At 67.2% G+C, this 14219-nt stretch carries 13 protein-coding genes and 1 tRNA gene; 12 read left to right on the top strand and 2 right to left on the bottom strand.

Going from position 1 to position 14219, the window contains the following annotated elements; genetic code table 11:
- The first annotated feature begins 29 nt into the window (after positions 1 to 29).
- Positions 30 to 737, top strand: a complete 708-nt coding sequence (locus tag OG885_RS18850; RefSeq protein ID WP_405732816.1) for a hypothetical protein — start codon at positions 30 to 32, stop codon at positions 735 to 737.
- On the opposite strand, the gene OG885_RS18845 is transcribed toward OG885_RS18850, so the two are convergent.
- The gene (locus tag OG885_RS18845; RefSeq protein ID WP_405732813.1) at positions 682 to 1722 is read right to left on the bottom strand and encodes an adenosine deaminase; all 1041 of its coding nucleotides are present in this window, start codon (positions 1720 to 1722) and stop codon (positions 682 to 684) included. The genes OG885_RS18850 and OG885_RS18845 overlap by 56 nt on opposite strands.
- A gap of 121 nt (positions 1723 to 1843) precedes the next feature.
- Positions 1844 to 3070, bottom strand: a complete 1227-nt coding sequence (locus tag OG885_RS18840) for a pyridoxal phosphate-dependent aminotransferase (RefSeq protein ID WP_405732810.1) — start codon at positions 3068 to 3070, stop codon at positions 1844 to 1846.
- Between the two features lie 297 nt (positions 3071 to 3367).
- On the opposite strand from OG885_RS18840, the gene OG885_RS18835 reads away from it, so the two are divergent.
- The 11 genes from OG885_RS18835 (at position 3368) to rpoB (ending at position 14124) form a co-directional block, all read left to right on the top strand.
- Positions 3368 to 3440: transfer RNA gene (locus tag OG885_RS18835), tRNA-Trp, on the top strand.
- Between the two features lie 108 nt (positions 3441 to 3548).
- Complete coding sequence (gene secE / locus OG885_RS18830; RefSeq protein WP_399949481.1) at positions 3549 to 3836, top strand: preprotein translocase subunit SecE; 288 nt, start codon at positions 3549 to 3551, stop codon at positions 3834 to 3836.
- An 81-nt stretch (positions 3837 to 3917) separates the two neighbouring features.
- Positions 3918 to 4787 (top strand): transcription termination/antitermination protein NusG, encoded by an 870-nt coding sequence (nusG, locus tag OG885_RS18825; protein WP_399949479.1) that lies wholly within the window; start codon positions 3918 to 3920, stop codon positions 4785 to 4787.
- A 20-nt stretch (positions 4788 to 4807) separates the two neighbouring features.
- Positions 4808 to 5326 (top strand): hypothetical protein, encoded by a 519-nt coding sequence (locus tag OG885_RS18820; RefSeq protein WP_405732806.1) that lies wholly within the window; start codon positions 4808 to 4810, stop codon positions 5324 to 5326.
- A 119-nt stretch (positions 5327 to 5445) separates the two neighbouring features.
- Positions 5446 to 5880: a 50S ribosomal protein L11 gene (gene rplK / locus OG885_RS18815; protein WP_079312374.1), complete on the top strand. Its 435-nt coding sequence runs from the start codon at positions 5446 to 5448 to the stop codon at positions 5878 to 5880.
- Positions 5881 to 5957: 77 nt separating this feature from the next.
- Positions 5958 to 6683 carry a 50S ribosomal protein L1 gene (gene rplA / locus OG885_RS18810; RefSeq protein WP_399949475.1) on the top strand — a complete coding sequence of 242 codons (726 nt, stop codon included), beginning with the start codon at positions 5958 to 5960 and terminating at the stop codon, positions 6681 to 6683.
- Positions 6684 to 6815: 132 nt separating this feature from the next.
- On the top strand, positions 6816 to 7736 hold the full coding sequence (locus OG885_RS18805; protein WP_405732802.1) for a hypothetical protein: 921 nt from the start codon (positions 6816 to 6818) through the stop codon (positions 7734 to 7736).
- 114 nt (positions 7737 to 7850) lie between these two features.
- Positions 7851 to 8711: a DUF1396 domain-containing protein gene (locus OG885_RS18800; protein ID WP_405732799.1), complete on the top strand. Its 861-nt coding sequence runs from the start codon at positions 7851 to 7853 to the stop codon at positions 8709 to 8711.
- 274 nt (positions 8712 to 8985) lie between these two features.
- Positions 8986 to 9516 carry a 50S ribosomal protein L10 gene (rplJ, locus tag OG885_RS18795; RefSeq protein ID WP_329335843.1) on the top strand — a complete coding sequence of 177 codons (531 nt, stop codon included), beginning with the start codon at positions 8986 to 8988 and terminating at the stop codon, positions 9514 to 9516.
- Between the two features lie 121 nt (positions 9517 to 9637).
- Positions 9638 to 10024: a 50S ribosomal protein L7/L12 gene (gene rplL, locus OG885_RS18790; RefSeq protein WP_329344162.1), complete on the top strand. Its 387-nt coding sequence runs from the start codon at positions 9638 to 9640 to the stop codon at positions 10022 to 10024.
- 614 nt (positions 10025 to 10638) lie between these two features.
- Positions 10639 to 14124 (top strand): DNA-directed RNA polymerase subunit beta, encoded by a 3486-nt coding sequence (rpoB, locus tag OG885_RS18785; protein ID WP_405732795.1) that lies wholly within the window; start codon positions 10639 to 10641, stop codon positions 14122 to 14124.
- The last annotated feature ends 95 nt before the right edge of the window (positions 14125 to 14219 follow it).

Here is a 14219-nt window from a genome sequence, read left to right as displayed (position 1 = left end):
GCCCCGGACCCGCCCGGAACGCTTGAGCGATGCGTCTGAGACTCACCGAGTACACGCCCCGCATCGGCCCGCACCAGCGCCGCGTCGTCCGCCCCCGCACAGCCCTGCGCCACACCTCGCTGAGCGCGCCCGACCCGATCGGCCTGCTCCTCGGTGATCACGACGGGCTGAACCGGCTCGCCGGCCTGTTCTCCTTCGCCGCCTACTCGCGCCACACGATCGTCCACGTCCCGCTCCGCGACGGCGTCCCACCCGACGAGGGCTGGGGAGAGCGGGTCGACCTCGTGCTGGCCCACGACAGCGTCGGCCTGCGCGCGAGCCAGTGGCCCGAGCTGCGCCGCAGACTCACCCACGGCACCCCGCTGACCGTACGCACGGACGAGGCCCGTACCGCGCGGGACACGGAGTCCTGGCGCGCTCGCCGCTCACACACGAACGCCCCGGACGACTTCCGGCACGCCACCCACGCGCGGACGTTCTTCCTGTTCGGCACCAGGGATCTCTTCGCCGAGATGGCCACCGAGTTCGCCTACGCGGCCGGCTGGGGTCCGCACGAGAAGCACGCCGCCAAGGGGAGCATGGCGTTCATGACGGCCGTCACGCTCGCCGAACCGCCCGGCACGGGCGGGCACCCCCTGGAGATAGACATCTGCTTCAAGCCGTATCCGCCCTACGCCCACTTCAAGCGGCCGGGCGAACGAGCCACTCGTCGACCCCGGCCAGCAGTCGCGCCTTGACGTCCTCCGGCGCCGCCGAAGCCCGCACGGACTGCCGGGCGAGTTCCGCCAACTCCGCGTCCGTGAATCCGTGATGCCGACGCGCGATCTCGTACTGCGCCGCCAGCCGTGAGCCGAACAGCAGCGGGTCGTCGGCGCCGAGCGCCATCGGCACGCCCGCCTCGAACAACGTCCGCAGCGGCACGTCCTCCGGCTTCTCGTACACCCCGAGCGCCACGTTCGAGGCCGGACAGACCTCGCAGGTCACGCCACGGTCGGCCAGCCGCTTCAGCAGCCGGGGGTCCTCCGCGGCCCGCACCCCGTGCCCGATCCGGTGCGCGTCCAGGTCGTCCAGACAGTCCCGCACCGACGACGGCCCGGTCAGCTCCCCGCCGTGCGGCGCCGACAGCAGCCCGCCGTCACGGGCGATGGCGAAGGCGCGGTCGAAGTCCCGCGCCATGCCCCGCCGTTCGTCGTTGGAGAGCCCGAAGCCGACGACGCCCCGGTCCGCGTAGCGCACCGCGAGGCGGGCCAGCGTCCGCGCGTCCAGCGGGTGCTTCATCCGGTTCGCGGCCACCAGCACCCGCATCCCGAGCCCGGTCTCCCTCGAGGTGGTCTCCACCGCGTCGAGGATGACCTCCAGCGCCGGGATCAGCCCGCCCAGACGCGGGGCGTACGACGTCGGGTCGACCTGGATCTCCAGCCACCCCGAGCCGTCCCGGACGTCCTCCTCCGCCGCCTCCCGCACCAGCCGCTGGATGTCCTCGGGCCGCCTCAGGCACGAACGCGCCGCGTCGTAGAGCCGCTGGAACCGGAACCAGCCCCGCTCGTCCGTGGCCCGCAGCCGTGGCGGTTCCCCGCTGGTCAGCGCCTCCGTCAGCGCGTCGGGCAGCCGTACGCCGTACTTGTCGGCCAGTTCCAGAACCGTCCCGGGCCGCATGGACCCGGTGAAGTGCAGGTGCAGATGGGCTTTCGGCAGCTCAGAGACATCACGTACACGCTCCATTCGCTGATCCTGCCGTACGCCCCCGCCGTCCCGGTAGCGCTTTCCCCGAACGTGGTCTTGCTCGCACGCAAACACGAAGCGGGCCGCCTCCCGAAGGAGACGGCCCGCCCGGCACACAAGGTCAGTCCCTGGCCTCCGCCAGCAGCTTCTGGATCCGCGAGACACCCTCGACGAGGTCCTCGTCGCCCAGCGCGTACGACAGACGCAGATAGCCCGGCGTTCCGAAGGCCTCACCCGGGACGACCGCGACCTCGGCCTCCTCCAGGATCAGCGCGGCCAGCTCGACCGAGTTCTGCGGGCGCTTGCCGCGGATCTCCTTGCCGATCAGGGCCTTCACCGACGGGTAGGCGTAGAAGGCGCCCTCGGGCTCGGGGCAGAGCACACCGTCGATCTCGTTGAGCATGCGCACGATCGTCTTACGGCGACGGTCGAACGCCTCCTTCATCTCGTCGACGGCCGACAGGTCGCCGGAGACGGCGGCGAGGGCGGCCACCTGGGCCACGTTGGAGACGTTGGACGTGGCGTGCGACTGGAGGTTCGTCGCGGCCTTGACCACGTCCTTCGGGCCGATGACCCAGCCCACGCGCCAGCCCGTCATGGCGTAGGTCTTCGCCACACCGTTGACCACGATGGTCTTGTCGGCGAGCTCGGGCACGACCACCGGGAGGGAGTGGAACTCGGCGTCGCCGTAGACCAGGTGCTCGTAGATCTCGTCGGTCAGGACCCACAGGCCCTTCTCGGCGGCCCAGCGGCCGATCTCCTCGATCTGCGCGCGGGTGTAGACGGCGCCGGTCGGGTTGGACGGGGAGACGAAGAGGAGGACCTTCGTGTTCTCCGTGCGCGCCGCCTCCAGCTGCTCGACGGAGACGCGGTAGCCGGTCGTCTCGTCCGCGACGACGTCGACCGGGACACCGCCGGCGAGGCGGATCGACTCCGGGTACGTCGTCCAGTACGGGGCCGGGACGATGACCTCGTCGCCCGGGTCGAGGATCGCGGCGAAGGCCTCGTAGATGGCCTGCTTGCCGCCGTTGGTGACGAGGACCTGGCTCGCCTCGACCTCGTAGCCGGAGTCGCGCAGCGTCTTCGCGGCGATCGCGGCCTTCAGCTCGGGCAGACCACCGGCCGGCGTGTAGCGGTGGTACTTCGGGTTCTTGCACGCCTCGATGGCGGCCTCGACGATGTAGTCCGGGGTCGGGAAGTCGGGCTCACCGGCGCCGAAGCCGATCACCGGGCGCCCGGCGGCCTTCAGGGCCTTGGCCTTGGCATCCACGGCGAGGGTGGCGGACTCGGAGATCGCGCCGACTCGGGCGGAGACCCGGCGCTCGGTGGGAGGGGTTGCAGCGCTCATGGGGCCCATCGTTTCAGACCGGAAACGCCCCCGGCACGCGGGTTTCACAGACTGAACAACCGCTGAACAACTGTCCGGATCGGCAGGGCTATTGGCGCGGTGGCCTGGGTGATCTTCGCCCGCCGTCCGGTGGTCGCCGGGACGATCTTCGGCCGGAGCGGCCCCGGCAGGCCCTTTCTGTTCGACGGGGGGCTCCGGAACACGTACACTCTCACCTCGTTGGCCTCACAGCGGCCGCACTCATCCGGTGCACACCGAGCACTCGGGCGGATGCGGTACGTTTGGGGGGAACCACAAAGGGTCGTAGCTCAATTGGTAGAGCACCGGTCTCCAAAACCGGCGGTTGGGGGTTCAAGTCCCTCCGGCCCTGCTACACACTCCTTCGCCAGGATGTGTGCGCATGTACGTACAGCAATGCACCGCCGTGCGGCTCAGACCGGGCGCGGCACGGCCACGACCCGGGAACAGGTGAGGACGAATGGCGGACGCCGTGGGCTCCATCGATACGCCTGATGCCCAGGACGAGGCGCCAGAGTCGAAGAAGAAGGCCCGCAAGGGTGGCAAGCGCGCCAAGAAGGGCCCGCTGAAGCGCCTCGGTATCTTCTACCGACAGATCGTCGCAGAACTTCGCAAGGTCGTCTGGCCTACGCGCAGTCAGCTGACGACGTACACGACCGTGGTGATCGTCTTCGTGATCGTCATGATCGGCCTGGTCACCGTGATTGACTATGGACTCAACCACGCCGCCGAGTACGTCTTCGGCTGATCAAAGAGCGATAGGGCGCCGTGGTTACCGGCGCCCCTTTCGCATGTTCCACCCCTATGTATCCAGGAAGAAGCAGCCACCGTGTCTGACCAGAACCTGAACGACGCCATCGAGCCGGACGAGTCCGTGGAAGACGAGCTCGACATCGTCGAGGGCGCGGACGAGGACCTGGACGAGGTCGAGGCTGCCGATGAAGAGGCGGGCGACCCCGCCGAGGAAGCCGCCCTCCACGTCGAGGACGAATCCGACGAGGACGCCGAGGACGAGTCCGGCGGCGATGTCGAGGACGTCGAGGACGAGGAAGAGGCAGTCGAGGAAGAGCCGGCCGAGCCGGTCGACCCCGTCGTCGCCCTGCGCGAGGAACTGCGCACCCTCCCCGGCGAGTGGTACGTCATCCACACCTACGCCGGTTACGAGAACCGCGTGAAGACCAACCTCGAGCAGCGCGCCGTCTCGCTGAACGTCGAGGACTACATCTTCCAGGCCGAGGTGCCGCAGGAAGAGGTCGTCCAGATCAAGAACGGCGACCGCAAGACGATCCGTCAGAACAAGCTCCCCGGCTACGTCCTGGTGCGCATGGACCTGACGAACGAGTCCTGGGGTGTCGTCCGCAACACGCCCGGCGTCACCGGCTTCGTGGGCAACGCCTACGACCCGTACCCGCTGACCCTGGACGAGATCGTCAAGATGCTCGCCCCGGAGGCCGAGGAGAAGGCCGCCCGCGAGGCCGCCGAGGCCGAGGGCAAGCCCGCTCCGCAGCGCAAGGTCGAGGTCCAGGTCCTGGACTTCGAGGTCGGCGACTCGGTCACCGTCACCGACGGCCCCTTCGCCACGCTGCAGGCCACGATCAACGAGATCAACGCCGACTCGAAGAAGGTCAAGGGCCTCGTCGAGATCTTCGGCCGCGAGACCCCGGTCGAGCTGTCCTTCGACCAGATCCAGAAGAACTGACCCCGGAAGGGCTGACGTTCTTGGCCGACACAGCCAGCAGTGAAGGCGCCTCCCCGGTGAACACCGGGCCGGGGCGTCTTCGCCGTTTCCGGGCGCCCCTGCTGCTTCTGCTGTTCGCGGCGCTCTTCGCGATTCCGCCGCTCTATGTGGGCATCACGCAGTGGCAGCGGGTCGCCGAGGTGCAGGACGGCGTGCGCGCGGTCGGCACCTTCCACTCGGACGGTCAGAGCAACTGCTGGGCCCATCGCTGCTGGGTCGAGTTCGAGGTCGACGGCAAGCGGGTGGAGGCGGATCTGCCGGCCCTCACCGGAACCCGGGACAACAAGGTCTCGCGGGACGGCAAGCCGATCGTCGTCCGGTATCTGGCCTCCGACCCGACCGTGGCGGCGGAGGAGGACGGATTCGGCTACGTCGGTGCCATGACCGCCGGGCTCGGCGTGCCGACCGGCATCCTGCTGATCCTCGGCATCGGCAGCCTGGTCTCCGTACGGAAGGGCCGTCCGCCCTTCGCTCCGTGGTCGTCGCCGTCCCCGGCCTGAGCTGCCGATTTCATGTACTGAGGGCAGAGCGGCTATCGTGGTGCGGTATGCCATCTGCCTGATGATTCATCCGAATGACGCAGGTGGTAACCAACTCTCAGTAAGGACCCGGAGAGAGCATGCCTCCCAAGAAGAAGAAGGTCACGGGGCTTATCAAGCTCCAGATCCAGGCCGGTGCGGCCAACCCGGCTCCGCCGGTCGGCCCCGCGCTGGGTCAGCACGGCGTCAACATCATGGAGTTCTGCAAGGCCTACAACGCCGCGACCGAGTCGCAGCGTGGCTGGGTGATCCCGGTGGAGATCACGGTCTACGAGGACCGTTCCTTCACCTTCATCACCAAGACGCCGCCGGCCGCGAAGATGATCCTGAAGGCCGCGGGCATCGAGAAGGGCTCGGGCGAGCCGCACAAGACCAAGGTCGCCAAGATCACCGAGGCGCAGGTCCGCGAGATCGCCACGACCAAGCTCCCCGACCTCAACGCCAACGACCTGGACGCCGCCGCGAAGATCATCGCCGGTACCGCGCGTTCCATGGGCGTCGTCGTCGAGGGCTGAGCCCCACCCGTAACCAGCAGTAGTGGCGGGGCCTGCTCGGCCCTAACCACGACTCCTAAGAATCTCCAGGAGAAGTAGTGAGCAAGCGCAGCAAGTCTCTCCGCGCTGCGGACGCCAAGGTCGACCGGGAAAAGCTCTACGCCCCGCTCGAGGCCGTCCGTCTCGCCAAGGAGACCTCCACCTCCAAGTTCGACGGCACCGTCGAGGTCGCCTTCCGTCTGGGTGTCGACCCGCGCAAGGCCGACCAGATGGTCCGTGGCACCGTGAACCTTCCGCACGGCACCGGTAAGACCGCCCGGGTCCTGGTCTTCGCGACCGGTGACCGTGCCGAGGCCGCACTCGCCGCGGGCGCCGACATCGTCGGCTCCGACGAGCTCATCGACGAGGTGTCGAAGGGCCGTCTGGACTTCGACGCCGTCGTCGCCACCCCGGACCTCATGGGCAAGGTCGGCCGTCTCGGCCGAGTCCTCGGCCCCCGTGGTCTCATGCCGAACCCCAAGACCGGCACCGTGACCCCGGACGTCGCCAAGGCTGTCAACGACATCAAGGGCGGCAAGATCGAGTTCCGCGTCGACAAGCACTCGAACCTGCACTTCATCATCGGCAAGACGTCGTTCGACGACACCAAGCTGGTGGAGAACTACGGCGCGGCGCTGGAGGAGATCCTCCGTCTGAAGCCGTCCGCCGCCAAGGGTCGCTACATCAAGAAGGCCGCGATCAGCACCACGATCGGCCCCGGCATTCCGCTCGACCCGAACCGCACCCGCAACCTCCTCGTCGAGGAGGACCCGGCCGCGGTCTGAGCCTGAGGCTCACCGAAGTCAGGTACCGGGCCCCGCAACCTTTCGAGGTGCGGGGCCCGTCCCTTTTCCCGGGTACATGTGTCAGTGGCTCGCGCTAACGTGCGGGACAGGAATCACATAGGGGTGGGACGAATGAAGAGCACGACCGTACGCCGGATGGCTCTCGCGATCGCCACGACGACCGCTCTGACGGGCCTGGCGGCCTGTTCGTCGGGGGACTCGGGGGGCTCCGGCAAGGACGACCGGACCTCGGGGAGCGGCAAGGGCACGACCAGGGTCAGCCCGATAGCCGCGCTGCGTTCCGCCGAGAAGTCCACCGACGCCGCCGACTCCGCCAGGGTCGAGTCCACGACCGTCATGGGCTCGATGATGTCCATGACCGCCGACGGCGCCCTCGGCTGGGCGGACGGCATCACCGGCACCGTCACCATCGAGTACACCGGCGGCACCCTCGCCGACAACATGCGCCAGCTGGGCACCACCTCGATGGAGGCCCGGTACCTCCCCGACGCCTACTACGCGAAGATGGGCGAGGAGTTCGCCGAGCAGGCCGGCGGCAAGCACTGGATCAGGTACGACTACGACGACCTCGCGGATCTCGCGGGCGGCTCCGGCGCGTACCTCAAGGACCAGATGCAGAACACCACGCCCAACCAGTCGGTGAAGCTCCTGCTGGCCTCCGGGGACGTGAAGAAGGTCGGCGAGGAGAAGGTCCGCGGCGAGAACGCCACGCACTACTCCGGCACCGTCGACGTCGCCGACCTCGCCGGCAAGAACTCCAGCCTCACCGCGAGCCAGCTCGCCGACCTCAAGAAGCAGCTCGACCAGGCCGGGGTGACCACGGAGACCGTCGACATCTGGGTCAACGACCAGGACCTCCTGGTCAAGAAGGTCGAGAAGGGCCGTATGGCCACCGGAGACCTGACCCAGACCGCCTACTACAGCGACTACGGGGTGAAGGTCTCCGCCGAGGAGCCCCCGGCGGGCGACACCGAGGACTTCAAGAAGCTCCTGGAGAAGCAGGGCGGCACGGTCGCCGGCACCACCTCCTGAGCCCCACGGAATTACAGAGACCGCTTACATCGCATCGGTTAGGCTCACGATCCTGCTGTGAATCGACCATGTGTTCCGTGTGACCGTGGTCCTCGTGTTCCTTGGGGGGAATCGATGGGGATTTCTGTACGACGTTCCGCGCGCTGTAGGACGGTCGGCGTGGGGCTGGCCGCCGTGGCCCTCGCCGCCGGTGCGGTGAGCTGCTCCAAGGGGGAGTCCGAGGAGTCGCCGAAGATGACGCCGGCCGCCGCGGTGGCCAAGGCGGCGAAGAACTCGGACGACATCTCCTCCCTGCGGTACCGGATGACGGGTGAGTACCCGGAGCAGGGGCGCATCAAGGCCGAGGCCTCGATGCGGATCAAGCCCAGCATCGCCATGAGCATGAAGATGACGGCGCTGGACCAGGGCAAGGACGGCTCCGCGGAGATCCGGCTCGTCGACAAGGTCATGTACATCGGGGGCAACCCCGAGCTGGCCAAGGAGATGGACGGCAAGACCTGGATGAAGTTCGACATGTCCGCGCTGAGCGACGAGCAGCTCGGCGGGGGAGCCGCGGGCGCCGGACAGGCCGAGCAGAACCCGGCGGCCGAGTCCACCTTCATGACCGGCGCCAAGGACGTGAAGAAGGTCGGCTCCGAGAAGGTCGACGGGGTCGAGACCACCCACTACTCGGGCACCCTGACCCTCGACGCGCTCCGGGACTCCTTCAAGGACGAGGACAAGGCGACCCGCGAGAAGCGCGAGAAGAGCGTCGAGCAGTACGAGAAAATGGGCGTCGACAAGCTCACGATGGACATGTGGATCGACGGTGACGACCACACCAAGCAGTTCCGCATGAAGGGCGACGCCGACAAGGGCCCGCTCGACCTCACCATCACCTTCCTCGACATCAACAAGCCGGTGACGGTCGCGGCGCCGCCCGCCAAGGACACCGTCGACCTCGCCGAGATGATGAAGGAAGCCCAGAGCGGCTGAGCACCGTACGACCGGATTTGCCTGACGGCGATCCGGTCACGTACTCTCCTACAGAAGCCAAAGACCGCTGGTCGTTGCCGTGTGCTCGCGAGAGGGCGCGGTGGCCGAAGGATCCGCTGATTACCGCGGACGACCCGCGCAGGTGACTGTGGAAGTCGCTCCCGTATGGATTCGTCCGTCTGGTTGAGCTACGCCCCGTGCGCCTGCGCCGGGGCGTTTCGTTTTTCGCAGCTCCTTCTGAGCGGTCCTCATCACCCGGAAGGAGGCCACGCTTATGGCAAGGCCCGACAAGGCTGCCGCGGTAGCCGAGCTCGCGGACCAGTTCCGCAGCTCGAACGCCGCTGTGCTGACCGAGTACCGGGGTCTCACCGTGGCGCAGCTCAAGACGCTGCGTCGTTCGCTCGGTGAAGACGCCCAGTACGCCGTGGTGAAGAACACGCTGACCAAGATCGCGGCCAACGAGGCCGGGATCGACACGCTTGACGACCTGTTCAACGGTCCGACGGCGGTCGCCTTCATCTCCGGTGACCCGGTGACGTCGGCGAAGGGTCTTCGTGACTTCGCCAAGGACAACCCGAACCTCGTCATCAAGGGCGGTGTCCTTGACGGCAAGGCGCTGTCCGCCGACGAGATCAAGAAGCTTGCGGACCTCGAGTCCCGCGAGGTTCTGCTCGCCAAGCTGGCGGGCGCCATGAAGGGCAAGCAGACGCAGACTGCGCAGCTCTTCCAGGCGCTTCCCTCGAAGCTCGTCCGCACCGTGGACGCGCTCCGTGCCAAGCAGGACGAGCAGGGCGGTGCCGAGTAACTCGGCTCGCATCATGACCGCCGCCTGAGGCTCCCCGCCACAGGAAGTGGTCGTAGCGGGCCGACCGTACGCCCGCCAGACATGTACATCCGGCACCAGCCGAATTAATTGGAAGGAAGCCATCATGGCTCTCACCCAGGACGAACTGCTCGCCGAGTTCGAGGGCATGACCCTCATCCAGCTCTCCGAGTTCGTGAAGGCGTTCGAGGAGAAGTTCGACGTCACCGCCGCCGCGGCCGTCGCCGTTGCCGCCCCCGCCGGTGGTGCCGGTGGCGCCGCCGAGGCCGTCGAGGAGAAGGACGAGTTCGACGTCGTCCTCACCGGCGCCGGCGAGAAGAAGATCCAGGTCATCAAGGTCGTGCGTGAGCTGACCTCCCTGGGTCTGAAGGAGGCCAAGGACCTCGTGGACGGCGCCCCGAAGCCCGTTCTCGAGAAGGTCGCCAAGGACGCCGCGGAGAAGGCCGCCGAGGCCCTCAAGGGCGCCGGCGCCTCCGTCGAGGTCAAGTAACACCTCTCGGGTCCGTCATGGACTCGTGCGAGCCACAGGCCTCGTAAGAGGGCTGTAACGCTGACGCAGCGAAGAGCGATCATCCATCCGGGTGGTCGCTCTTCGGCGTTTCCGAGGGCCCGGCGGCGGCTGCCTTGCACCCGGGACGGCGGGGAGTATGGTGATCTTCGTCGTGCCTGGAGTCTGCCTGGTGCACGCCTGGAGCACGCCTGGTGGGCAGGCCGCAAGTGACGAGCGCAGCACCCGGTTTGGGCGAGACAGGCCTTGACGAACCGCACGCCGCGCGCAATTCTCAGGACGCGTCGCCAGAACGGTCCGAATCCGAGGCATGGATCGGCGACGAAGAGGGCAGTATCAACGTGCGTTGAGGGCAGGCATGCCGAAGGCGTTGAGGGTGACGAGGGTCAAAGAAAAGCGGGGCTGGACATCAGTGCGCCAAGTGGCTACACTGACCCTTTGCGCTGCCTGTTAGCTGCCCCCTGCCCGTCACCAGGGGTCTGCCCTCGCCTCAGCATCGACGACTAGAGCATCTCCGACCTGGGATCTCTGTGTTTGTGCGCTGGAGAGGGACCGGTACGCGCGTAGTGAGTCCGAGCCCTCGGAAGGACCCCCTCTTGGCCGCCTCGCGCAACGCCTCGACCGCGAATACGAACAACGCCGCCAGCACTGCCCCGCTGCGCATCTCTTTTGCAAAGATCAAGGAGCCTCTCGAGGTTCCGAACCTGCTCGCGCTGCAGACCGAGAGCTTTGACTGGCTGCTCGGGAACACCGCCTGGCAGAGTCGGGTCGAGGAGGCCCTGGAGTCCGGTCAGGACGTCCCCACCAAGTCCGGTCTGGAGGAGATCTTCGAGGAGATCTCTCCGATCGAGGACTTCTCCGGGTCGATGTCGCTGACGTTCCGCGACCACCGTTTCGAGCCGCCGAAGAACAGCATCGACGAGTGCAAGGACCGCGACTTCACGTACGCGGCCCCGCTCTTCGTGACGGCCGAGTTCACCAACAACGAGACCGGCGAGATCAAGTCCCAGACGGTCTTCATGGGCGACTTCCCGCTCATGACCCACAAGGGCACCTTCGTCATCAACGGCACCGAGCGTGTCGTGGTGTCGCAGCTGGTCCGTTCGCCGGGTGTCTACTTCGACTCCTCCATCGACAAGACGTCCGACAAGGACATCTTCTCCGCCAAGATCATCCCGTCCCGGGGTGCCTGGCTGGAGATGGAGATCGACAAGCGCGACATGGTCGGTGTCCGCATCGACCGCAAGCGCAAGCAGTCCGTGACCGTTCTGCTCAAGGCTCTCGGTTGGACGACCGAGCAGATCCTCGAGGAGTTCGGCGAGTACGAGTCCATGCGCGCCACCCTGGAGAAGGACCACACCCAGGGCCAGGACGACGCGCTGCTCGACATCTACCGCAAGCTGCGTCCGGGCGAGCCCCCGACCCGTGAGGCCGCGCAGACGCTGCTCGAGAACCTCTACTTCAACCCGAAGCGCTACGACCTCGCCAAGGTCGGCCGCTACAAGGTCAACAAGAAGCTGGGCGCGGAGGCCCCGCTCGACGCCGGCATCCTGACCGTCGAGGACATCATCTCGACGATCAAGTACCTGGTGAAGCTGCACGCGGGCGAGACCGAGACGGTCGGCGACAGCGGTGTGAACATCGTCGTCGAGACCGACGACATCGACCACTTCGGCAACCGTCGTCTGCGCAGCGTCGGCGAGCTCATCCAGAACCAGGTCCGTACGGGTCTGGCTCGTATGGAGCGCGTCGTGCGTGAGCGCATGACGACCCAGGACGTCGAGGCGATCACGCCGCAGACCCTGATCAACATCCGGCCGGTCGTCGCCTCCATCAAGGAGTTCTTCGGCACCAGCCAGCTGTCGCAGTTCATGGACCAGAACAACCCGCTGTCGGGTCTGACGCACAAGCGTCGTCTCTCGGCGCTGGGCCCTGGTGGTCTGTCCCGTGAGCGGGCCGGCTTCGAGGTCCGTGACGTGCACCCGTCTCACTACGGCCGTATGTGCCCGATCGAGACGCCCGAAGGCCCGAACATCGGTCTGATCGGTTCGCTCGCCTCCTACGGCCGCGTCAACGCGTTCGGTTTCGTGGAGACGCCGTACCGCAAGGTCGTCGACGGTGTCGTCACCGACGACGTCGACTACCTGACGGCCGACGAAGAGGACCGATTCGTCATCGCGCAGGCCAACGCCACGCTCGACGACGACATGCGTTTCACCGAGAACCGCGTCCTGGTCCGCCGTCGTGGCGGCGAGGTCGACTACGTCCCCGGTGACGACGTGGACTACATGGACGTCTCGCCGCGCCAGATGGTGTCGGTCGCGACCGCCATGATCCCGTTCCTCGAGCACGACGACGCCAACCGTGCCCTCATGGGCGCGAACATGATGCGTCAGGCCGTGCCGCTGATTAAGTCCGAGTCCCCGCTCGTCGGCACCGGCATGGAGTACCGCTCCGCCGTCGACGCCGGTGACGTGGTCAAGGCCGAGAAGGCGGGTGTGGTCCAGGAGGTCTCCGCGGACTACATCACCACGGCCAACGACGACGGCACGTACATCACGTACCGCCTGGCCAAGTTCGCCCGCTCCAACCAGGGCACCTCGGTCAACCAGAAGGTCATCGTCAACGAGGGCGACCGGATCATCGAGGGCCAGGTCCTGGCCGACGGTCCGGCCACCGAGAACGGCGAGATGGCGCTGGGCAAGAACCTGCTCGTGGCGTTCATGCCGTGGGAGGGTCACAACTACGAGGACGCGATCATCCTGTCGCAGCGCCTCGTGCAGGACGACGTCCTCTCCTCGATCCACATCGAGGAGCACGAGGTCGACGCCCGTGACACCAAGCTCGGCCCCGAGGAGATCACCCGGGACATCCCGAACGTCTCCGAGGAGGTCCTCGCCGACCTCGACGAGCGCGGCATCATCCGTATCGGTGCCGAGGTCGTCGCCGGCGACATCCTCGTCGGCAAGGTCACGCCCAAGGGTGAGACCGAGCTGACGCCGGAGGAGCGCCTGCTCCGCGCGATCTTCGGTGAGAAGGCGCGCGAGGTCCGTGACACCTCCCTGAAGGTGCCGCACGGCGAGATCGGCAAGGTCATCGGCGTCCGCGTCTTCGACCGTGAGGAGGGCGACGAGCTGCCGCCGGGCGTGAACCAGCTGGTTCGTGTCTACGTGGCGCAGAAGCGCAAGATCACGGACGGTGACAAGCTCGCCGGCCGCCACGGCAACAAGGGTGTTATCTCGAAGATCCTTCCGATCGAGGACATGCCGTTCCTCGAGGACGGAACTCCGGTCGACATCATCCTCAACCCGCTGGGTGTCCCGTCCCGAATGAACCCGGGACAGGTCCTGGAGATCCACCTCGGCTGGCTCGCCAGCCGCGGCTGGGACGTCTCCGGTCTCGGTGAGGACTGGGCGCAGCGCCTGCAGGTCATCGGCGCCGACCAGGTCGCCCCCGGCACCAACGTCGCCACCCCGGTGTTCGACGGTGCGCGTGAGGACGAGCTCGCGGGTCTGCTGAACCACACCATCCCGAACCGCGACGGCGACCGCATGGTGCAGCCGACCGGTAAGGCGAGGCTGTTCGACGGCCGCTCCGGTGAGCCGTTCCCGGACCCGATCTCGATCGGGTACATGTACATCCTCAAGCTCCACCACCTGGTCGACGACAAGCTGCACGCCCGGTCGACCGGTCCGTACTCGATGATCACCCAGCAGCCGCTGGGTGGTAAGGCCCAGTTCGGTGGCCAGCGCTTCGGTGAGATGGAGGTGTGGGCGCTGGAGGCATACGGCGCCGCGTACGCCCTCCAGGAGCTGCTGACCATCAAGTCCGACGACGTCACCGGCCGCGTGAAGGTCTACGAGGCCATCGTCAAGGGCGAGAACATCCCCGAGCCCGGCATCCCCGAGTCCTTCAAGGTGCTCATCAAGGAGATGCAGTCCCTGTGCCTCAACGTGGAGGTGCTGTCCTCGGACGGCATGTCCATCGAGATGCGCGACACCGACGAGGATGTCTTCCGCGCTGCGGAGGAGCTTGGCATCGACCTGTCCCGGCGCGAGCCGAGCAGCGTCGAAGAGGTCTGACGGGAGTTCGGCGGGCCTTCTGAAGCCTTTGGAAAGGTGAAGGAAGGCCCCGCCGGCCCCAGGACCCCCGTATCAGACCCCATGACTTACAACCC

It is taken from the genome of Streptomyces sp. NBC_00028 (assembly GCF_045041065.1).
Classification (GTDB): domain Bacteria; phylum Actinomycetota; class Actinomycetes; order Streptomycetales; family Streptomycetaceae; genus Streptomyces.
This window is presented reverse-complemented; position numbering and strand designations above follow the sequence as displayed.

Excerpts from the sequence above, each read along its gene's own strand:
- OG885_RS18845 (WP_405732813.1), bottom strand. The coding sequence starts at position 1,722 with ATGGAGCGTGTACGTGATGTCTCTGAGCTGCCGAAAGCCCATCTGCAC.
- rplJ (WP_329335843.1), top strand. The coding sequence starts at position 8,986 with ATGGCAAGGCCCGACAAGGCTGCCGCGGTAGCCGAGCTCGCGGACCAG.
- secE (WP_399949481.1), top strand. The coding sequence starts at position 3,549 with ATGGCGGACGCCGTGGGCTCCATCGATACGCCTGATGCCCAGGACGAG.
- OG885_RS18800 (WP_405732799.1), top strand. The coding sequence starts at position 7,851 with ATGGGGATTTCTGTACGACGTTCCGCGCGCTGTAGGACGGTCGGCGTG.
- OG885_RS18850 (WP_405732816.1), top strand. The coding sequence starts at position 30 with ATGCGTCTGAGACTCACCGAGTACACGCCCCGCATCGGCCCGCACCAG.
- OG885_RS18805 (WP_405732802.1), top strand. The coding sequence starts at position 6,816 with ATGAAGAGCACGACCGTACGCCGGATGGCTCTCGCGATCGCCACGACG.
- OG885_RS18840 (WP_405732810.1), bottom strand. The coding sequence starts at position 3,070 with ATGAGCGCTGCAACCCCTCCCACCGAGCGCCGGGTCTCCGCCCGAGTC.
- rplK (WP_079312374.1), top strand. The coding sequence starts at position 5,446 with ATGCCTCCCAAGAAGAAGAAGGTCACGGGGCTTATCAAGCTCCAGATC.